The 20,643-nt window shown below is 61.0% G+C and carries 24 protein-coding genes; all 24 read right to left on the bottom strand.

Annotation, left to right across the window (positions count from 1 at the left end; all coding sequences use genetic code 11):
- Positions 1–475 precede the first annotated feature (475 nt).
- Positions 476–727 (bottom strand): hypothetical protein, encoded by a 252-nt coding sequence (locus DSM104440_RS01475; RefSeq protein WP_171160113.1) that lies wholly within the window; start codon positions 725–727, stop codon positions 476–478.
- Between the two features lie 140 nt (positions 728–867).
- Positions 868–1,233: a hypothetical protein gene (locus DSM104440_RS01470; protein ID WP_171160111.1), complete on the bottom strand. Its 366-nt coding sequence runs from the start codon at positions 1,231–1,233 to the stop codon at positions 868–870.
- Between the two features lie 515 nt (positions 1,234–1,748).
- A complete protein-coding gene (locus DSM104440_RS01465) occupies positions 1,749–1,937 on the bottom strand; it encodes a hypothetical protein (RefSeq protein WP_171160109.1) in 189 nt (62 codons plus the stop codon).
- 599 nt (positions 1,938–2,536) lie between these two features.
- The gene (locus tag DSM104440_RS01460; protein ID WP_171160107.1) at positions 2,537–3,091 is read right to left on the bottom strand and encodes a hypothetical protein; all 555 of its coding nucleotides are present in this window, start codon (positions 3,089–3,091) and stop codon (positions 2,537–2,539) included.
- A gap of 1,391 nt (positions 3,092–4,482) precedes the next feature.
- Positions 4,483–4,866 carry an Imm40 family immunity protein gene (gene imm40 / locus DSM104440_RS01455; protein WP_171160105.1) on the bottom strand — a complete coding sequence of 128 codons (384 nt, stop codon included), beginning with the start codon at positions 4,864–4,866 and terminating at the stop codon, positions 4,483–4,485.
- Between the two features lie 864 nt (positions 4,867–5,730).
- A complete protein-coding gene (locus DSM104440_RS01450; protein ID WP_171160103.1) occupies positions 5,731–6,120 on the bottom strand; it encodes a hypothetical protein in 390 nt (129 codons plus the stop codon).
- Positions 6,121–6,198: 78 nt separating this feature from the next.
- A complete protein-coding gene (locus DSM104440_RS01445) occupies positions 6,199–6,492 on the bottom strand; it encodes a hypothetical protein (RefSeq protein WP_171160101.1) in 294 nt (97 codons plus the stop codon).
- A 1,410-nt stretch (positions 6,493–7,902) separates the two neighbouring features.
- Positions 7,903–8,238: a DUF2283 domain-containing protein gene (locus tag DSM104440_RS01440; protein ID WP_171160099.1), complete on the bottom strand. Its 336-nt coding sequence runs from the start codon at positions 8,236–8,238 to the stop codon at positions 7,903–7,905.
- A 1,239-nt stretch (positions 8,239–9,477) separates the two neighbouring features.
- On the bottom strand, positions 9,478–9,669 hold the full coding sequence (locus tag DSM104440_RS01435) for a hypothetical protein (protein WP_171160097.1): 192 nt from the start codon (positions 9,667–9,669) through the stop codon (positions 9,478–9,480).
- A 674-nt stretch (positions 9,670–10,343) separates the two neighbouring features.
- Positions 10,344–10,535: a hypothetical protein gene (locus DSM104440_RS01430; protein WP_171160079.1), complete on the bottom strand. Its 192-nt coding sequence runs from the start codon at positions 10,533–10,535 to the stop codon at positions 10,344–10,346.
- Positions 10,536–10,758: 223 nt separating this feature from the next.
- Positions 10,759–10,968 (bottom strand): hypothetical protein, encoded by a 210-nt coding sequence (locus DSM104440_RS01425; RefSeq protein ID WP_171160095.1) that lies wholly within the window; start codon positions 10,966–10,968, stop codon positions 10,759–10,761.
- A 410-nt stretch (positions 10,969–11,378) separates the two neighbouring features.
- A complete protein-coding gene (locus DSM104440_RS01420) occupies positions 11,379–11,612 on the bottom strand; it encodes a hypothetical protein (protein ID WP_212758162.1) in 234 nt (77 codons plus the stop codon).
- 152 nt (positions 11,613–11,764) lie between these two features.
- On the bottom strand, positions 11,765–11,989 hold the full coding sequence (locus tag DSM104440_RS19570) for a TfoX/Sxy family DNA transformation protein (protein ID WP_212758161.1): 225 nt from the start codon (positions 11,987–11,989) through the stop codon (positions 11,765–11,767).
- A 135-nt stretch (positions 11,990–12,124) separates the two neighbouring features.
- The gene (locus DSM104440_RS01410) at positions 12,125–12,484 is read right to left on the bottom strand and encodes a hypothetical protein (RefSeq protein WP_171160091.1); all 360 of its coding nucleotides are present in this window, start codon (positions 12,482–12,484) and stop codon (positions 12,125–12,127) included.
- A gap of 472 nt (positions 12,485–12,956) precedes the next feature.
- On the bottom strand, positions 12,957–13,325 hold the full coding sequence (locus DSM104440_RS01405) for a hypothetical protein (RefSeq protein WP_171160089.1): 369 nt from the start codon (positions 13,323–13,325) through the stop codon (positions 12,957–12,959).
- 1,075 nt (positions 13,326–14,400) lie between these two features.
- Positions 14,401–14,613 (bottom strand): type II toxin-antitoxin system HicB family antitoxin, encoded by a 213-nt coding sequence (locus tag DSM104440_RS01400; RefSeq protein WP_171160087.1) that lies wholly within the window; start codon positions 14,611–14,613, stop codon positions 14,401–14,403.
- Between the two features lie 8 nt (positions 14,614–14,621).
- A complete protein-coding gene (locus DSM104440_RS01395; RefSeq protein ID WP_171160085.1) occupies positions 14,622–14,816 on the bottom strand; it encodes a type II toxin-antitoxin system HicA family toxin in 195 nt (64 codons plus the stop codon).
- A 123-nt stretch (positions 14,817–14,939) separates the two neighbouring features.
- Complete coding sequence (locus tag DSM104440_RS01390; protein ID WP_171160083.1) at positions 14,940–15,482, bottom strand: hypothetical protein; 543 nt, start codon at positions 15,480–15,482, stop codon at positions 14,940–14,942.
- 29 nt (positions 15,483–15,511) lie between these two features.
- The gene (locus DSM104440_RS01385) at positions 15,512–15,841 is read right to left on the bottom strand and encodes a hypothetical protein (RefSeq protein WP_171160081.1); all 330 of its coding nucleotides are present in this window, start codon (positions 15,839–15,841) and stop codon (positions 15,512–15,514) included.
- 78 nt (positions 15,842–15,919) lie between these two features.
- On the bottom strand, positions 15,920–16,111 hold the full coding sequence (locus DSM104440_RS01380) for a hypothetical protein (protein WP_171160079.1): 192 nt from the start codon (positions 16,109–16,111) through the stop codon (positions 15,920–15,922).
- Positions 16,112–16,354: 243 nt separating this feature from the next.
- A complete protein-coding gene (locus DSM104440_RS01375) occupies positions 16,355–16,720 on the bottom strand; it encodes a hypothetical protein (protein WP_171160078.1) in 366 nt (121 codons plus the stop codon).
- A gap of 1,553 nt (positions 16,721–18,273) precedes the next feature.
- A complete protein-coding gene (locus DSM104440_RS01370; RefSeq protein ID WP_171160075.1) occupies positions 18,274–18,744 on the bottom strand; it encodes a hypothetical protein in 471 nt (156 codons plus the stop codon).
- A 561-nt stretch (positions 18,745–19,305) separates the two neighbouring features.
- Positions 19,306–19,557, bottom strand: a complete 252-nt coding sequence (locus DSM104440_RS01365) for a hypothetical protein (RefSeq protein ID WP_171160073.1) — start codon at positions 19,555–19,557, stop codon at positions 19,306–19,308.
- A gap of 507 nt (positions 19,558–20,064) precedes the next feature.
- Positions 20,065–20,559: a hypothetical protein gene (locus tag DSM104440_RS01360; protein WP_171160071.1), complete on the bottom strand. Its 495-nt coding sequence runs from the start codon at positions 20,557–20,559 to the stop codon at positions 20,065–20,067.
- Between the last annotated feature and the right edge of the window lie 84 nt (positions 20,560–20,643).

Genomic DNA, 20,643 nt, shown 5'->3' with positions numbered 1-20,643 from the left:
CGGCGGGTGCGCGAGCCGGAGGCGCCGCGCACTGGCCCGTCCGCTCCAACGCGTTGTTAGACGTCACCACCACCCCCAAAGCACGCAAATTGGACGCGCGCCGGCTCCTCGCTCCGCCAGAATAGAAGGCAAACCTCATTTTCGAAGTCGTCGCCATACTCCGCAGGAACGTCCTGAGGCCCAATGCGCTGAATGGTGAATTCACTGTCGCGGTCGCTCCCGGTGAAAGAGAGTGCTCCATCTCCGTCCAACACGTCGCGCGGCCGAAACGTGATGGTGTTGTTCGCTGGCAGTTCTCGAAGGATCGTCCTCAATCGCACTGATGACATTGCCAGAAAGATCACGTTCTCTGGTAGTGCCAACGTTGCCACGGTGCCCCCCGGGTGACGTCTAACGACTAAGTTGAGCGGCGGGTGCGCGAGCCGGAGGCGCCGCGCACTGGCCCGTCCGCTCCAACGCGTTGTTAGACCGCACGTCATTCCTCCTCATCGTACGGGCAGTCGCACGAGAGGACCTGGCCTGCGCAAAGGCGACACCGCTCGACGTCGCAGCCAATGACATGCAGTTGGCCCTTCACCACTCGGCAATCGCCGCAGGGATGATCGTTTGCCCCCCAGTCCCCAGATTCGTCACCGTAAGGAACACGCGCGACCAGCGTTCCGTCGGCCAAGGTGTAGTTGAGCTGTTCCTGCGCCTCCAGGATTCGCTCCGGCCAGCCCTTGATCATTCGGGCTCCGTTATAGATGACGAACTCGTCAGCCACGTTCGTGCGGTCTAACGACCGAGTTGAGCGGCAGGTGCGTGAGCGGGCCGCCAGGCCCGCGCAACGCACTGGCCTGTCCGCTCGAACGCGTTGTTAGGCAGCATCTACGCCACCCCGTTGAACTGCAGATCAAAGAACTTGCGCTGTCCGGGATCGTACTTGAGCGTGAAGTAGCACGGACCGCCATCGAGCACCACAACGAGCTGCTTCCGAGCGTTTGCGGGAGGTGGTGCGCAAAATGCATTCACGAAGATGATCTTGGTACGGCCGCGGAGCTGGCCCTGATACTGAAACGTATAGCTCGACCACGCTGGCAGTTTGTGTTCGGTCAATGCGGCTTGCTCAACCACGAAGGGTCGGATCGAGCTTTGCAGTTTCGCCACCGCCTCAGGATCGGGTGTCCACGCGCCCCCAGGGACTGAGATCCAAGAGCCAACCGCAATCGCTGATGCCGCGATGATCGTGTTCATGCTGCCTAACGACTAAGTTGAGCGGCGGGTGCGCGAGCCGGAGGCGCAGCGCACTGGCCCGTCCGCTCCAACGCGTTGTTAGGTAGCAGATTCATTGTGACCTGACCAAAGCACGATGCTAGCAATGACAGTCGCAACCCACGCGGCGGCCGCAATGAGCTGCGGAAGTGCCCATGCCATCCACGCGTCGCGATTGCCCGAGTGGAACAAGTACCAGACGTATCCATGCGCCACTGCCGACAGCGCAACCGAAACCCCGAAGATCCACGCTAGCACAGCGTACCGCGGAGCCTTGAGACCCAACCCCCACCTTGCGATGGGCCAGACCAATGCCCACCCGTAGAGCATCGTGTAGAGCAACGCGAGAACCAATGCATCCTCAGGCACGGTGCTCCTTGTCTGCTACCTAACGACTAAGTTGAGCGGCGGGTGCGCGAGCCGGAGGCGTAGCGCACTGGCCCGTCCGCTCCAACGCGTTGTTAGAAGGCACTGCTTCCGCCAGCCGCCTACAACGCCTAAGACTTGCCACCCGGGAACGAACCTTCGCTGCGGTCCGAAAACAGGGCGATCCAGGCGGAGATCTCGACGACGACCGCAAGAACAGACACCGCGACGGCGCCTGATCTGAAGCCGATGACGTAGAGAACGATGGCGATCGCGAACAGGATGCCGGCAACTGCGAGGTGGTTCTTGCGGAAACTCATCGAAGTACCTCCCTATGCGGTGAGCCCATTGTGCCTTCTAACGACTAAGTTGAGCGGCGGGTGCGCGAGACGGCCGCCAGGCCGGCGTTGCGCACTGGCCCGTCCGCTCCAACGCGTTGTTAGATTGCACTGTCCATTACCTCGAAGCGCCCCTCACGATAGTCCAATGTTGCGCCATTCAGCCGCCCGGCCTCGTCCTGCATGAAGCAGAAGGGAATGCCGCGCAGTTCGCATCGTTGCTCGATGGGAATGTTCGCACCGGGAAACAGCCCAACCCTCCATCGCCAAGGACCCAATGATTGTGCGACGTGCTTCCCCGATGAATCGACACGGCTTCGAACACCGCCTGATGTCCACATTACGCTGGCGCGCGGCGCGTCCAGCTCTGACGAGCGGATCCGAGACAGTAGCTCGTCGTGCGCCGCGCTAGTCAAAGTGAGCGACGGTGTCTCCACGTGCAATCTAACGACTGCGTTGAGCGGCCGCACGATGCGCCGCTTGCCGCATGCAGAGCAAGCCAATCGTTGGTTGGCACCCAGGGTGCGGCCCACGCTTGCCCACGGTCCGCTCGAACGCGTTGTTAGACGTCACCACTCGCCTCAGTGCTGATGCATGAAAAAGTTCGGGGTCTGTCCATCGCGTACCTTGCCTTCCCAGATGTCGAGCCACGTTTCGCCCATTTTCCAGAACTTGCGGCATTGACCGAAGTGCGTGAGGACTGCTTCCGACTCGCCGACGCGGAGAAGCGCTTTCGCCAAAATCATGGTTGGACCAAACGAGCCCAACTGAGGTGAACCGCAAGTCGCACCGGCTTTGTGCAACTCCTCGACAGCTAACGGGGTGTCGCCGTTTCGTAGCGCGAGTAGGCCCAGAACGGTGTGACCAGCGTGGACCGCGTTGCCGTAGTTCCAGTCCCCCTCAAAATTGGGAGCGGCTGCGAGCATCTCTGCAGCGAGCCGTGAGGCAAGCTCGTATTGCTCGAGATGGAAGGCGGCGAAAGCGGCGTCACATAGAGCGTCGAAGCGTTCGTCGTCGCTCTGTGCGTTCTGGTACGCAGCTAGCGCCTCGGGAGCCCTCCCGATAGCTACGCCCCTCAACTCGGACTCCTGTTCCGGAGTTAACGGGAGACGCTCGCTTTCGGCTTCAAATCCCATGCGCATCTGCTCGCTATTAGAGGGTGGTGACGTCTAACGACTAAGTTGAGCGGCGGGTGCGTGAGCGGGCCGAGAGGCACGCGCAACGCACTGGCCCGTCCGCTCCAACGCGTTGTTAGCCGTCATGTTTGCACTTGCCACCGACAACTGCCAATACGGGCGCGGAGGCCGCACTGGGAAAGGTACGTCGCGCCTCTTCCAGATGCCGCGACATAGCCTCGACCTCGGTGCAGGTTGGCGTTTGGGCGAATGCAATGCGCACGACCACGGAGCCAGGGGCCGACGCATAGCGCACTTCCGTGACCCGTGGCAGGCCGCTGAACCGTGCCTCGAGTGGGATAGCGATGTCTCGCTCGATCTGAGCTGCGGTGGCATTTGCCCATGCGACGGATATTTCAATGCTCGGGACCTCGGAGGCGAACGTCACACACGGGGTGCATGCGACTGCGACAACGAAGGACGCCAAATACTTGCGCATGACGGCTAACGACCGAGTTGAGCGGCAGGTGCGCGAGCCGGAGGCGCCGCGCACTGACCTGTCCGCTCCAACGCGTTGTTAGCCGTCATTTGTTCGCTCCGCCGCCAAACATGCGTCTGGTGATTCGCAGCCACCCGGACACTGGCGTGTTCGTGGCCACGCCGACAATCACGGTTGCGACAGCGTACACGGCGTAAACAGCTGCGGCCACGAGCGCCATTGCGACAACGACCGACACTTCGCCGGCCTGGACAGGCGCTTCCAATGCCACAACGCCACCTATGGCTGTAGTACCTGCAATTGCGTGAACGATCCACATGACGGCTAACGACCGAGTTGAACGGCGGGTGCGTGAGCGGGCCGCCAGGCCCGCGCAACGCACTGGCCCGTCCGTTCGAACGCGTTGTTAGCTGGCTGCATGGGATGACCTCGATCGGGCGCGTCTAATTGAGAGTGCCGCTGCAATTGAGCTGACCGCAAACGCCGCTGCAGCTTGAAGGAGGCCACCGTCCCACCAGAGCTTGCTTAGGCCAAGCACACCCGCAGCAAGAAACAACACGCCGACACCCAACCAGAACGCCACTGCCCTTGGGCGTTCGTACGGGCGATCGACTGGAAAGTTGCTGAGCATGACGCCGAACGTTATGCCTGAAACGGCGGCCATTGCGAAGGCCAAGAGAACCACAACTTGGAAGGAGCCGCCCCTACCCCACGCTGGCTCATAGAACCCCACCCAGTAAACAGATAGCAGGGCGTAAATGGTGCCGGCAAGAGCGACCCCGATTGCGTGGAATATGGCTTGTGAATAGGACGATTTCACGTTCGCACTATGGGAGCCAGCTAACGACCGAGTTGAGCGGCGGGTGCGCGAGCCGGAGGCGCCGCGCACTGGCCCGTCCGCTCCAACGCGTTGTTAGCGGTCATGGCTTGTAGCTAGTTGCGCCGCGCTGGGTTTCTGCATGACCACCACCGTAAACCACAGCTTCGATTGTTTCTGCATCTTCGTGAGATAGAGGATCGCATTGGCACAGCTGCGCGTCACGTAGTCCGACCACGGCTCACCCTTCGCGATGTCACAGGACCATGAATCGTAGGTGTGCTCGAGCGCATTCGCGCTGCCAAGCAGCAGGTCACCACCTAGAACGGCGAAGCCTGAGCCTTGAAGTGCTGCGACAACTGCCTCCCCTCGCTCGATGGGCCAAGCTGCGTCCGCGAAACCCGTACTCGATAGATCGACGCCCGCCGCTCGGGTGTCCGGATCGAGGTGCTCTGTCCATTTCGGAAGTGTGGATGCCATGACCGCTAACGCCCGCGTTGAACGGCGGGTGCGCGAGCCGGAGGCGCAGCGCACTGTCCCGTCCGTTCGAACGCGTAGTTAGGACGCTGACCGCCGCCTTGTGTGTGCATGGCTGCATTTTGCCAAAGCTCGCGACGCCGCGTCCTGGCTGCGCAGATGACAACGCTTCGGCGGTGAAGGCGCTGATGAAGCGCCCCTGACGCCGAGACTCTGACTGCGCTGAGGTGACCTTCAACCACGCTGCCTCCGTGAGCCACGGGATGCACGGTGATGATGTTCGGCTGCGATCTAACGACTAAGTTGAGCGGCCGCACACCATGCCGCTTCGCGCCTGAGAGGCGCGCCACGCTGGATCACGGTCCGCTCCAACGCGTTGTTAGATGGCATTGTCGTCACTGCGCTATCCAGTATGTTCGCCACACTCGCTGATCCTTTGTGTCCAAGATGAGCGACCACCCGGCCCCTTTCGATGTGTCCTTCTGCATTGGCCAGAAACTGTATATCCACGTGGGCATTCGTTGGCATTGCTCCAGCGTCGGCCAAGGACAAGAATCTGGCGGCCCCATGATCCCGAAGATTGTCGCTTGTGACACGCCAAGAAGCGGCTGTACGTCTCGAGTCACTCGCGGATAGGTTCCCAACGGCTGCTGCACCGCCGCCTTCCGATCTTGAGCCAACACCCTCAGAAGCGCATCCGTAGGTTCAAGTTGCGTGCCTTGCACCGCGCTGGTGAATGCGAGACAGAGCGCGGTGCCGATGGTCTGTATGACGCTTCTCATGCCATCTAACGACTAAGTTGAGCGGCGGGTGCGCGAGCCGGAGGCGCCGCGCACTGGCCCGTCCGCTCCAACGCGTTGTTAGGTCTCATTGAGCCCCCGACGGTGCGGATGCAAGTGCCTCCGCTACAGCATTGTCGACGATAGCTTCGCCGGTCTTTCTAGGATTGGCGGCGCGGTACTTTGCCGCTCGCGCCAACGCCTTTGGGGCCATTGGGTCAGGAAAATCTGTCATCAAAGCCTTCAGCGAAATGATGTCCCCATCAAGCAGCGTCTCAAGCATTTCGGTCGCCTTGGCGTAGTCGTTGGATCGAATCGCATCGAGTGCGGCAACTTTCGCTGAGACGGCGGCGGCGGCCGAAACAGTGTTGAAGCCCCCGTACATCATCGTAGTGAATTGGAGAGTTGCGGCACCACCAGCCACAACTCCGGCCGCGAAAATTGCGATACCAACCGCTGCGATGACGATTTTTCTCATGAGACCTAACGACTAAGTTGAGCGGCGGGTGCGCGAGCCGGAGGCGCCGCGCACTGGCCCGTCCGCTCCAACGCGTTGTTAGGCAGCATCGTTTCCATGCTCACGTAGCTTTGCGTTGAAGTGTGCCACCAAGTCCGGCATTCCCGGCCACTTCGCAGCCTCGAAGCAGCCGAGATGATTGCGAATGGTGTCGACGGAGTGATGCTGCTCCCAGTTGGTAAGCATTCGCGGAATGTCGTGAATTGCGTCCATGAGCTGACTGACCATTTGCGGCGACGATGTTCCCTCGAGCGCGCTTGCTCTGCAGTAGATGCAGGCAAGATAGACGGCGTCACTGCCTGCGCGAAGAATGGGCTCGGGTGCGATTGCCACGACGTCTCCGATGCTGCCTAACGACTAAGTTGAGCGGCGGGTGCGCGAGCCGGAGGCGCAGCGCACTGGCCCGTCCGCTCCAACGCGTTGTTAGACGGCATGTCCATTCAGATGCAGTCTCCATTGAGGCATGACACGACGCCCTGAAGCAGAAGGAGTACGACAGCCATTGCGACAGTGTATCCAGTGGCCGCCAAGGCTCGCTTTGCGCGGGACCACGAAGACTGGACGATGACTGCGGCGATACCCCCACATACACAGGCACCAATGAGACCCAGCCAGAACGCGTCGTTTGGGAAGAACCCTCCGAAGCGCTTCGATACGCCGTACGCCATTTGTCCGAGAACAACGAAGACGATGGGCACGCCGACCAACGCTATGGTGAGCAGCCTCCTGTTTCGCCGCTGGTTCTCCATGCCGTCTAACGACTAAGTTGAGCGGCGGGTGCGCGAGCCGGAGGCGCAGCGCACTGGCCCGTCCGCTCCAACGCGTTGTTAGGCATGCTGCCCCCTTCCGAGGAGTGCCGCGAATACGATGACTGCAGGCACGCCGACAACCAATGACTTGAGACTGGACGCTGCTGCGCGGTCTGCGTCCCCCAGTGAGACGAATACAGCATACGAGAGTGCGGCCCAGATGATGGCGCCAACGACCACCACCACTGTACGAGCACTCGAGACCTTTCGCAGAAGATGGGACAGTGGAAGTAGGACGACGACCGCAAACACGAGCGCGAGTCCCGCCACGAATGCCGCGGAGAAGGCGATGTCGCTAAGCGTCGGTCCGCTAGTCGTGCGAGCTACCAGAGGTAGGAGCGTTGCGGCGTGCGCTGCCCCGGCAACCACTGGAACAGCGACCAATGCCATCACGGTGCGGCTGATTCGCATGCCTAACGACCGAGTTGAGCGGCGGGTGCGCGAGACGGCCGCCAGGCCGGCGTTGCGCACTGGCCCGTCCGCTCCAACGCGTTGTTAGCCATCACACCAATTCTCATGCTGTTGCCCATACCAGGTAGACCCCCATTACGACGGCCACTAACGCACCGCATGTCGTGGTGGCCACGTTGCGCGTTGTGCGCAGCTGAGGAGTCGTTCTCATTGCGACTACTGCGTCCAACACAGCGACGGCCTCAACGATAACCCCGACAACGATTGTTGCGATGAAGGCCAACATGAGGAGCATGTGCCCGACGTGATGGACGTTGAGATTCCACTCGAGCCCTCCCACGGCCGTGATAAGCGCCGCAACACACAACATCGCAATTGGCGGCGCGATCAGCAACCCAATTGGCACGAATCGCCGACGCTCGCTCATTGTGATGGCTAACGACTAAGTTTAGCGGCCGCACGCCGTGCCGCTTCGCGCCTGAGAGGCGCGCCACGCTGGATCACGGTCCGCTCGAACGTGTTGTTAGACAGCAATGGCCGCCAATTGATCAGCAATGTGCCTTCCCTCGAGAATTTCCACGCCAGCGATTCGTCTGTGATTGTCGAGATCGATGTTCATTCCCAGCTCATCGTAAAGCGATACCGTTTCTCCGTGCCTTCCACCGATGATGTTGAGGTCCACCTCATTGAGGGAACGCAGTGAGCCGACGTAGATGTACGTGGCATCGGCCATGTCGTCGTACGTCCAGCGTTCCACCGACACCTCGGCCAACTGGTCTACGATATCGCCACGACCAATCTGGAGCAACGCACCCTTAAGGTCGTTCACTACGTGCGGCAACGCGTCCACGAGCTTCATTGCTGTCTAACGACTAAGTTGAGCGGCGGCCGAGGAGCGCAGCGACGAGGGTCCCTGCAAGCGCAGCTTGCAGGACGTCCGCTCCAACGCGTTGTTAGGGCTCACGTTGTCTCCCGTTGTGACCACATCGCGGACACTCGGAAAGGTCCAGCACCCAGCCAAACCACTCGAGCAGCCCCCTCGTTGAGATGCCACGCCAAAATAGTCGGAGATGGCAGTTCGGGCAATACACAGTAAGGGATAGCCAAATCAGCGAGACCAGCCCGATGAGCGAACCGATGAGCCTTCCATCGCGTGGTGTCGAAAACAGAACCTCGGCTCCAAACAGGAGAAGGCCGCCAGCGGTGAGGAGGGCAAAGCCAACACAGAGCTTCCATGCTTGTGTTCGAGCTAGCGTACCCAGTTTCGTGATCACGTGAGCTCTAACGACCGAGTTGAGCGGCCGCACACGATGCCGCTTCGCGCCTGAGAGGCGCGCCACGCTGGATCACGGTCCGCTCCAACGCGTTGTTAGAAGGCAGCATCTCTGCCTTTCCTGGCCGCGATGACGGCGTATGCGATGCAAGCGTCCCGCGACGCCCCAAATGAGACTGTTTGCGACGACCGTTGGCCACCAGAGATTACTTGGGATCGCGAGCAATTCGCGAGCGTAGTCCATCGGCTCGAACAGTACGCGTGCAACCTCTCCCGAGACCCTCTCGACGGCCCCCGGAAGCTCAACAGTGTTAGCAAGAAAGCGCGTCATCGATGAGTCGAATGCCGTACCTAGTGCGGTGAATGCCGCGATGAAATGGAGCGCCGACAGTCCGGCTGCGGTGGTTAGGAACGCACGGCGCCTCATGCTGCCTTCTAACGACCGCGTTGAACGGCGGGTGCGCGAGCCGGAGGCGCCGCGCACTGGCCCGTCCGTTCGAACGCGAAGTTAGGACGCTGACCGCCGCCTTGTGTGCACATGGCTGCATTTTGCCAAAGCTCGCGAAGCTGCGTCCTGGCTGCGCAGATGACAGCATTTCGGCGGTGACGGCGCTGAAGAAGCGCCCCTGACGCCGAGGCCCTGACTGCGCTGAGGTGACCTTTGACCACGCTGCCTCCGTGAGCCACGGGATGCACGGTGATGATGTTCGGCTGCGATCTAACGACCGAGTTGAGCGGCGGGTGCGCGAGCCGGAGGCGCAGCGCACTGGCCCGTCCGCTCCAACGCGTTGTTAGAAGGCTTCAGACCTTTAGCCACGGACGCGCTCACTCCTTTGAGTTGCTGTCGGAACGGTTGGATGGGTGTGCGGCGTATGAGATCCAGGCCACCATTTCGACAATGATCGCCAGGACGACGGTAGCGTTTGCGCCGGTCGTGAAGCCAGTGAGGTACAGCGCGCCTGCCACGGCGAAAAGTGAGCCGGTGATCCACCAATGGTAAGAACGGATCGGCTTCATTGGAGAGGTCTCCTGCACAAACCTTCGCTAGCCTTCTAACGCCCGCGTTGAACGGCGGGTGCGCGAGCCGGAGGCGCAGCGCACTGTCCCGTCCGTTCGAACGCGTAGTTAGGACGCTGACCGCCGCTTTGTGTGTGCATGGCTTCATTTTGCCAAAGCTCGCGACGATGCGTCCTGGCTGCGCAGATGACAACGCTTCGGCGGTGAAGGCGCTGAGGAAGCGCCCCTGACGCCGAGACTCTGACTGCGCTGAGGTGACCTTGAACCACGCTGCCTCCGTGAGCCACGGGATGCACGGTGATGATGTTCGGCTGCGATCTAACGCTCGCGTTGAACGGCGGATGCGCGAGCCGGAGGCGCCGCGCACTGGCCCGTCCGTTCGAACGCGAAGTTAGGACGCTGACCGCCGCCTTGTGTGCACATGGCTGCATTTTGCCAAAGCTCGCGACGATGCGTCCTGGCTGCGCAGATGAGAGCGCTTCGGCGGTGACGGCGCTGATGAAGCGCCCCTGACGCCGAGACCCTGACTGCGCTGAGGTGCCCTTTAACCACGCTGCCTCCGTGAGCCGCGGGATGCACGGTGATGATGTTCGGCTGCGATCTAACGACTAAGTTGAGCGGCGGGTGCGCGAGCCGGAGGCGCAGCGCACTGGCCCGTCCGCTCCAACGCGTTGTTAGATGTCATTGGTTGCCCACACGTACGCAGCCATAAGCAAGGAAACTGCCGCGGCCACCTTCCAGAATGGCTTGAGCTTGAATGCAGGATTGTCCTTGGCACGTAACAAGCTGACCGCAAGCACGACGACCGCAATTCCAACGGAAACCATCATTAACACGGCACGGTGCTCGATGGACAGGTGCTTCAACAGCGTATCCAGGGCTCGTTCGCCAACGGTATGGCGTCGGTATAGGTCCCATGCCACAAGTGCGACGTAGCCAGCTACCGCGACCCAGACCAAGATGGCGCCGCCGCGTTTTGCGGGTGCCTCAGGCTCGCGATGGCGCTCCAATGACATCTAACGACCGAGTTGAGCGGCGGGTGCGCGAGCCGGAGGCGCCGCGCACTGGCCCGTCCGCTCCAACGCGTTGTTAGACATCGGGCATTCCTGAGCTGTCTCCACTTTCAGCCGACAGCAGATAAATGCGCGCCATTCGCCGAAGCTCAAGGAGCTGTGCCTCGGGAACGTTCGCGACCTCGAGCAACTCGTCTTGTGGCACGTAGGCCACCTCGTCGAGGCAAGTGAACCCCGCTGCTTCCAGCTCGCCTGCTATGCTCGGCTCGACCTTGAGCGTTCGCATGAAGAGCTCCTTCGGTGTCTCATCCATCGTTGACCTGCCCGATGTCTAACGCCCGCGTTGAACGGCGGGTGCGCGAGCCGGAGGCGCCGCGCACTGTCCCGTCCGTTCGAACGCGAAGTTAGGACGCTGACCGCCGCCTTGTGTGTGCATGGGTGCATTCTGCCAAAGCTCGCGACGATGCGTCCTGGCTGCGCAGATGACAGCGCTTCGGCGGTGACGGCGCTGATGAAGCGCCCCTGACGCCGAGACCCTGACTGCGCTGAGGTGACCTTTAACCACGCTGCCTCCGTGAGCCACGGGATGCACGGTGATGATGTTCGGCTGCGATCTAACGACCGAGTTGAACGGCGGGTGCGCGAGCGGGCCGCCAGGACAGCGTTGCGCACTGGCCCGTCCGTTCGAACGCGTTGTTAGATCTCAACAATCTGTACCTCCCCGGCATACTCGTCACTCAGCGACTCTGCAAAGGCGATTGCGTCCTCAAGGGTTTCCCCTTCGTGCGACGCCGTGAGAATGAACCACGGGCTTGAACCGTCGCCAACGCCTGCGTCATCGATGATGTCCTCGATCTTGGAGCAATCCGGACCGACAACGCCGACGTATTTCACTCGATCGCGAACGAAAGCTTCGGCGAGCTGGCCCACCGCCGGTTTGTATCCGGTCAGACAATTCAGAACGATCTTCTTCCCGTAAGCCACTCGTTGAGATCTAACGACCGAGTTGAGCGGCGGCCGAGGAGCGCAGCGACGAGGGTCCCTGCAAGCGCAGCTTGCAGGACGTCCGCTCCAACGCGTTGTTAGAGTGCATGTCCGCCCTTCGATTGTTGTTCCACAGCCAAGAGAAGCGACAACCTATCGCGCTTCGCAACCTCCTGCCAGGGTCGGTTGCTCAATGCCCCCTCGAGCGCCCAAAGGAGATTCAGCGATGCGCGGGAGTCACTGGCCTTCACTTTCACGAACGCCCGCACTGCGCCGAGCTTACGGAGTTGGGCCTGAGAGGTGATGCCCGCTTTTCGGAGCATCTCCTCCGACTTTGGCCCGAGATTGCGCATATTTCTTGGCATGCACTCTAACGACCGAGTTGAGCGGCCGGGCACGATGCCCATTCGCAATGACACAGCGCGCCGCGATGGTTCACGGTCCGCTCCAACGCGTTGTTAGGCATCATGCTTCTCCCTCCCGGCGAACATGCGAAGGTCCGTGAATAGCGACGCAGCACATGACGGACTGACGATGATGGAGAAGTCCCAAGTTTCGTCGTCGTCTCCGACGAGAATATATAACTGGCCCGTGGGTTGCCGAATCCAGTGCACTGGTGCGCCTGCAGAACGGCCAGCTTGAAACGCCTTGGTGCCCCCTTGATCGAGCGGGATACGAGACTCCAAGCGATCGAGTTCCTGAAGCGGCAGCCAGACATTTAATTCAACGAACTCGGAACTCAGCGTCAACAGGGCGGCGTCGATGTCGCCAATCTGCCCTGGACCAACAGCGATGGAATACTCGAGGCCTGTCAGCATGATGCCTAACGACTAAGTTGAGCGGCGGGTGCGCGAGCGGGCCGCAAGGCCCGCGCAACGCACTGGCCCGTCCGCTCGAACGCGTTGTTAGGCATCATTCCGCGCTCCTGGGAGTTCGTCGAGCCACTGAACAACGGTACGGGAAACCTCCAGGACAGGAAGGCGGCGGATCTCCTTCCACGGTTTGTCCGACGTGTCGTACTCGATAATTTCGTACATCCGTCCGCAGTTGTGCGAGTTCGTGCACGGGGCCAAGTTCGGAGCCGCGTCCCAAGGCACGCTCTTCCATCGCTCCAGCTCCGCAACTGCCGCAGCCAAGGACGAGTATTCACCCATTTGTTCGGCATGGAGCTCGTCTTCGATGATGTAAGTGGTTGGCACGGCCGTATTGGATGATGCCTAACGACTAAGTTGAGCGGCGGGTGCGCGAGCCGGAGGCGTAGCGCACTGGCCCGTCCGCTCCAACGCGTTGTTAGACAGCACGTTCCCTCTCCTTGGCCACGGACCGACCCAAATGAATACCCATTGCGAGAGGAAGCGCGCCGACGAGCCACCACCACGCTATCTCGAAGGGAAACAGATTTCGTCCTGAGGAGCTCATGAGCGCATCTACGGTGGTTCCGATTGCGACTCCGACGTAGATCAAAAGGATACTTGCCCAGAACCGGTCTGGCGCCAGATAGCCCGCGACGGCCGCCAGGCCAACGAAAATGCCGACGCCAAGAATTGTTGGCCCCATTTCTCCGAGAGCGAGCATCTGGCTGAGTCGGTATGCAGCGATAGGCGCCACGATGCCAAGCCCAATTGCGACGTAGCCCTGACGTTTGGAGTTCGAGATCACGTTCCGTGCTGTCTAACGACTAAGTTGAGCGGCGGGTGCGCGAGACGGCCGCCAGGCCGGCGTTGCGCACTGGCCCGTCCGCTCCAACGCGTTGTTAGATCGCACTGTCGCCTCGCCTCCATGCAACGACTAGCACTGGAACTGACACAAGCGCGAGGAGGAGCTCGAAAACGTGATTGCGCCAAGCATCGGGCTCATAGTACGAGGCGACTGCGGCAGCGACCAGCATCAAGATGCTAGCGGCGATCCACAGAGGAGGTGCCCAGCGCTTGCGACGAAAGAGTCCAATGCTGGAGGCGATTGCCGCCAGAGCCACTAACCCGTTCACAAGAGAGCCGAGCCACAATCTCGCCAGAATGTCATCTCGAACGATGACCTCCTCAGGGGACATTGAACTAGCGGAATAGCTCTCAAGTTGAAGATGCCAATAAATCGCCACGAGCGTCACCACGAACAACAGTGCACCAAATGTGCCTATGACGATCGCAAGCCACCGAAGTCCGCGCATAGTGCGATCTAACGACTAAGTTGAGCGGCGGGTGCGCGAGCCGGAGGCATAGCGCACTGGCCCGTCCGCTCCAACGCGTTGTTAGCCGTCATGTTTGCACTTGCCACCGACAACTGCCAACACGGGCGCTGAGGCCGCACTGGGAAAGGTGCGTCGCGCCTCTTCCAGATGCCGCGACATAGCCTCGACCTCGGCGCACGTTGGCGTTTGAGCGAATGCAATGCGCACGACCACTGAGCCCGGGGCCGCCGCATAGCGCACTTCCGTGATCCGTGGCAGGCCGCTGAACCGTGCCTCGAGTGGGATGGCGATGTCTCGCTCGATCTGAGCTGCGGTGGCATTTGCCCATGCGACGGATATTTCAATGCGCGGGACCTCGGAGGCGAATGGCACACACGGGGTGCATGCGACTGCGATGGTGAGGGACGCCAAATACTTGCGCATGACGGCTAACGACTGCGTTGAGCGGCCGCACGATGCGCCGCTTGCCGCATGCAGAGCAAGCCAACCGTTGGTTGGCAACCAGGGTGCGGCCCACGCTGGATCACGGTCCGCTCGAACGCGTTGTTAGGCTGCAACGTCTATGTAGTCGACCTGGCTAGACGGCTGCGGAAAGGGAATGCCGTCCTGACGCATGCCGGATAGATGAAGCTCGATCGCTTCACGGATGGACTGTTGGGCCTCGGCCACAGTGCCACCGGTGGCGATGCACCCCGGAAGATCGGGCACATACGCCGAGTAGTTGTTCTGGGCCTTTTCGATTACGACCGCATAGCGCATAGGGGTCCTCATTTCTTGAGGCCGGACTGTTTCAGGATGCTGTTTAGTGTACCCGGAGCAATGCTCTGGCTGGGCTTGCCATGGACCGTGACGCGACCGGGCTTGGTCGGGTGCTTGAGCTGCCTGTGGCTGCCGCGCACGGTCACGATGTACCACCCATCGTCGTGAAGCAGCCTGAGGATTTCGCCGACCTTCGGAGGCATGCCCAACTCACGCGGCTGCTCCTCCCCACGATGACGCTTCCCGTTGCAGCCTAACGACTAAGTTGAGCGGCGGGTGCGCGAGCCGGAGGCGCCGCGCACTGGCCCGTCCGCTCCAACGCGTTGTTAGACATCCGTGCTCGGCTCTTCGCGAAACCGTGGGCGCTCGAGAAAGGCTGCCAGCGCGTCGACCGTAGCTTCTAACTCGGCGATGTCTCCCTTTCGGAGGGACAGGCTGGGGTCGCTTTCGATCATGGTCGCTCTAACGCGGTCCATCGCTTCCAGCGCATGGGTGAGGCCCTCTTGAATGGCTGCGCGCGACTCGGCGGTCAATGAAGGCTTCGCCTCGACGTACGGCGTCTTCATTTCCGGCGGTTCGAGGTCTGGGTAGGCCTTCCATATCCGAGCCAGCGCGTTCGTGTACGAGATCCCGAGGAAGTCACCAACAAGGCGACCGTAAACCTTCGCCGTGCCGAGACTTTCGTTGCACATAACAGTGTGCAGCGATTCGTTGACCTTAGCAGAGGCGGCCTCGATCGCCTCAACGACACTCTTTGCGGAGTCACGGTCCATCGGATGTCTAACGACTGCGTTGAGCGGCCGCACGATGCGCCGCTTGCCGCATGCAGAGCCAGCCAACCACCGGTTGGCAACCTGGGTGCGGCCCACGCTCGCCCACGGTCCGCTCGAACGCGTTGTTAGATGTCATGTGCGATTGCACCTTGGAACGCCGGTGCCGCTAGTTCGGCTGAGGGAAAGAGGTTTACGTTCTCTACTTCACCGCCGTCGAGAAGAAAGCCAACGCCAAACTGCTCCGATTCCAACTCGATGAACAGGACGGCACTCTTCGCACGTGCGACGACCCAGACCTCCATTGGGGCGCCGCGATAATGGTAGGCAACCTCAAACGGAGGGACAAGGTACTTCTCGAACTGTGGCACTCGCTCAGCCATTGCTTCGGCGATGAGGCGCTCGAGAAGGAGTTCTTCATCCTCGCTCCCCGCAGATTCGCCAGCGCTGCCTTTCATGACATCTAACAACTAAGTTGAGCGGCGGGTGCGCGAGCCGGAGGCGCAGCGCACTGGCCCGTCCGCTCCAACGCGTTGTTAGATGTCATTGGTTGCCCACACGTACGCAGCCATAAGCAAGGAAACTGCCGCGGCCACCTTCCAGAATGGCTTGAGCTTGAATGCAGGATTGTCCTTGGCACGTAACAAGCTGACCGCAAGCACGACGACCGCAATTCCAACGGAAACCATCATTAACACGGCACGGTGCTCGATGGACAGGTGCTTCAACAGCGTATCCAGGGCTCGTTCGCCAACGGTATGGCGTCGGTATAGGTCCCATGCCACAAGTGCGACGTAGCCAGCTACCGCGACCCAGACCAAGATGGCGCCGCCGCGTTTTGCGGGTGCCTCAGGCTCGCGATGGCGCTCCAATGACATCTAACGACCGAGTTGAGCGGCAGGTGCGTGAGCGGGCCGCCAGGCCCGCGCAACGCACTGGCCTGTCCGCTCGAACGCGTTGTTAGGCAGCATCTACGCCACCCCGTTGAACTGCAGATCAAAGAACTTGCGCTGTCCGGGATCGTACTTGAGCGTGAAGTAGCACGGACCGCCATCGAGCACCACAACGAGCTGCTTCCGAGCGTTTGCGGGAGGTGGTGCGCAAAATGCATTCACGAAGATGATCTTGGTACGGCCGCGGAGCTGGCCCTGATACTGAAACGTATAGCTCGACCACGCTGGCAGTTTGTGTTCGGTCAATGCGGCTTGCTCAACCACGAAGGGTCGGATCGAGCTTTGCAGTTTCGCCATCGCCTCAGGATCGGGTGTCCACGCGCCCCCAGGGACTGAGATCCAAGAGCCAACCGCAATCGCTGATGCCGCGATGATCGTGTTCATGCTGCCTAACGACCGAGTTGAACGGCGGGTGCGCGAGCGGGCTGCCAGGCACGCGTTGCGCACTGGCCCGTCCGTTCGAACGCGTTGTTAGCTTGCAGTCGGATGGTAACTATGGGCACGGCGGCTACCTCTTCCAGAACTCGAGTGCGACGATCGCGGCAAGGGCTACACCGACGCTGGCCCAAGACTGGAACAAGACCGCGACCAGGGGCATGACCATGATGAAGAGTGTGCCCTGAAGAGCGCTTACGGCCGCGTTATGGCGACGGTCCGCGCTCCAGTCGTGACCACAGCGAGGACACGCGAGCGGCCAGCTCAACCGCGACGATTCAGCGCCGCAACTCGGGCACGGTCGCACTCGATACGGGGTGAACTGGAGGAGTCTGCTCATGTTCGCGCGCTGCTACTGCAAGCTAACGACTAAGTTGAGCGGCGGGTGCGCGAGCCGGAGGCGCGGCGCACTGGCCCGTCCGCTCCAACGCGTTGTTAGAACTCATGCGCTCACTCATTTGGCACTGCCCTTCTTCGAGAAGTCGCACTTCAGCCCCCGCGATCGGAGCTGCTCCAGGACCTTACTGTTGTGCACCTTGGCAAAGTCGGATGTCTGACTCTTGGTGGGCGGTTGCCCATCCGCATGAGTGTCATAGATCGGCGTCACCGAAACTCGTAGCGAGCCGCATTTCACCGATGCACCCGAGTAGCTTGCGTTGATCTTTCCGCCTCCCCAGATCTCGTGGGTGCCCCAACCGTCGTACCACGAGAGAAACTTGACGTCCTGCGTCTCCTGCGCGTGCACCCCATGTCCGACGCCCAAGAGTGCACAGAGGACCAACTCGCGAAAGCGCTCGCCACTGGTTCGCATGAGTTCTAACGACTAAGTTGAGCGGCGGGTGCGCGAGCCGGCCACCAGGCCGGCGCTGCGCACTGGCCCGTCCGCTCCAACGCGTTGTTAGGTAGCACCTTCAACTGGCCCTCCGACTCGAGATGCCCACAACGTTCGATAGCGCATCTTCAGACTCCGTTGGCCCGGCGCGAAAGTGAAAGGGAAACCACCGCAGCCCGTGCAAGGAGAGAAAGCCAGACAGCTCATAGAGCCGCGGTTTCTCCATGGGCACAATTCTCGCACTGAGCACTGAGTTGCTAGGAAGATCGTACGCCAGCAGTTCTAGTGTCGGACCAACTAGGGAAATGCGACCGGCTAAGGCTGGCACTCCCGCCACGGCAACGGAGGCTTCCGCCTGCGATTGCGAGGTGAGATCGCGCTCCACCGCGAGGCGAAACGGATAGTTGGGCCGACCGCTGTGCTGCTGCGCCTGGCCTTCGATGACGAGCGCATTGGGAAAGGCCTCGACAGAGAACGAGCCCCGGAATGGAAGACGAAGGCCCGTTTCGCTGAACCCATAGGACCCCAGCGCCGAGTACGTCCCAGGAACCATGATCGCCAAATTGACCACGTTGGTCCTAGTGCTACCTAACGACCGAGTTGAACGGCGGGTGCGTGAGCGGGCCGCCAGGCCCGCGCAACGCACTGGCCCGTCCGTTCGAACGCGTTGTTAGCTCGCTTCATGTTCTTCGAACCGGATATCGAGTGTGGTGGTATCTCGCAATCGGTATACCTCCCGCAGAAGGTCGGTGGCAATACGTGCGGCGATCCCAACATCATTGGGGATCGGAAAGTCCATGATACGAGTGGCTTCCGGAACACCACCATTTGCGCCTAGATAGTCACTCGTCGGAAGAATGCTCCGCTTCGAGAAGAACGCGCGAACGTCGGCTTCACGTTTCCGCTGCTTTACTTCGACGGTGAGCGCAAGGTAAAGCCGCCCGTCGCGTTTCCCGAGGCTGATGGCGGTGTGGCCGCTATTCGTCGAGAACTGCGCCCAACTCGACGACGCTTCCGAAGCGAGGACGCGCGCCATGTACGGCTTTACCTGAGCGAGGCCGTCCAAATGGCGAGTTGCCGCCGGGACATCGACCCAGTGAGATGGACGGGTCTTCTTGCCCTGTCGGTCGACATAGGACATGCGCATCTTGTAGCCACGGACCGTCATGAAGCGAGCTAACGACTAAGTTGAGCGGCGGGTGCGCGAGCCGGAGGCATAGCGCACTGGCCCGTCCGCTCCAACGCGTTGTTAGCCGTCATGTTTGCACTTGCCACCGACAACTGCCAACACGGGCGCTGAGGCCGCACTGGGAAAGGTGCGTCGCGCCTCTTCCAGATGCCGCGACATAGCCTCGACCTCGGCGCACGTTGGCGTTTGAGCGAATGCAATGCGCACGACCACTGAGCCCGGGGCCGCCGCATAGCGCACTTCCGTGATCCGTGGCAGGCCGCTGAACCGTGCCTCGAGTGGGATGGCGATGTCTCGCTCGATCTGAGCTGCGGTGGCATTTGCCCATGCGACGGATATTTCAATGCGCGGGACCTCGGAGGCGAATGGCACACACGGGGTGCATGCGACTGCGATGGTGAGGGACGCCAAATACTTGCGCATGACGGCTAACGACTAAGTTGAGCGGCGGGTGCGCGAGCCGGAGGCGTAGCGCACTGGCCCGTCCGCTCCAACGCGTTGTTAGACCGCACGTCATTCCTCCTCATCGTACGGGCAGTCGCACGAGAGGACCTGGCCTGCGCAAAGGCGACACCGCTCGACGTCGCAGCCAATGACATGCAGTTGGCCCTTCACCACTCGGCAATCGCCGCAGGGATGATCGTTTGCCCCCCAGTCCCCAGATTCGTCACCGTAAGGAAGACGCGCGACCAGCGTTCCGTCGGCCAAGGTGTAGTTGAGCTGTTCCTGCGCCTCCAGGATTCGCTCCGGCCAGCCCTTGATCATTCGGGCTCCGTTATAGATGACGAACTCGTCAGCCACGTTCGTGCGGTCTAACGACCGAGTTGAGCGGCGGGTGCGCGAGCCGGAGGCGCAGCGCACTGGCCCGTCCGCTCGAACGCGTTGTTAGAGGTCACTGCACTCACCATCCCGAGAACGAGCCGGACATAACAAGACCGGCCGCAAAAAGAAGGTAGCTCGAGCCGCGCCTTACTCGGGAAGGCCCACCTTCGGGTGGATAGTAGTCACTGCGCCAACGAACGTAGATGAACATGCCTATGGCTATTCCAATGAGCACGAGCAAACGCCCAACCTCCCGAGGCGCACCGACACCGAGTAGTGCCAAGCCTGGCAGAACACCTATCCCAAAATAGAGCATCTTTCGCATTGCTCCTCCCCAGGCACGACCGTTCAGCAGTGACCTCTAACGACCGAGTTGAACGGCGGGTGCGTGAGCGGGCCGCCAGGCCCGCGCAACGCACTGGCCCGTCCGTTCGAACGCGTTGTTAGCTCTCACCCTCGCAATCTTCCGATGACGCGCGAGACACCCTTGGCACCGATGCAAAGAGCGACTCCGATGATCAGTTCCGCGGTGGTCGCCACTGCGTGAGCTACAACGGATGCGGGAACTGGCGTCAAGTCTTGGCGGTGAATGTATATGAGAAGGACGATGCTTCGCACCGCACCGATGAGCCCGTCAGCGACAAGGAAGACACCAAGGACAGTCAGCGCGACCAACTCAAGCGGACGAGTGTCGAATGGACCGTTGTCCGCTGGCGTGCTGGCGACAACTTTGTTCGCCACGGTACCCGGGAAGAACCACAGTAAGGCTCCGAGTATCGCCAGCGGCCCAAGTGCCAATGCCGCGGCACCAAGTAGTTCTCCGATGGAGAATTCATTGCCGCGGACTCCAATGGGGATGTACCCGGGCAGGAACGCAACGCAAACGACGATCAGCACCAACCCAGTGGTTTTTAGGAGCAGTGTCGCGATGCTTCGAGTGTCCATGGGTGAGAGCTAACAATATGTAGACAGACGAAATGCAGGAACCGCCTGCCTTCTGTCCGTCAAAAAACGGTTTGATTGGCTTGA

The organism is Usitatibacter palustris (genome assembly GCF_013003985.1).
GTDB classification, from domain to species: domain Bacteria; phylum Pseudomonadota; class Gammaproteobacteria; order Burkholderiales; family Usitatibacteraceae; genus Usitatibacter; species Usitatibacter palustris.
The sequence above is the reverse complement of the archived record's forward strand: the minus strand, read 5'-3'. Positions and strand labels throughout refer to the sequence as shown.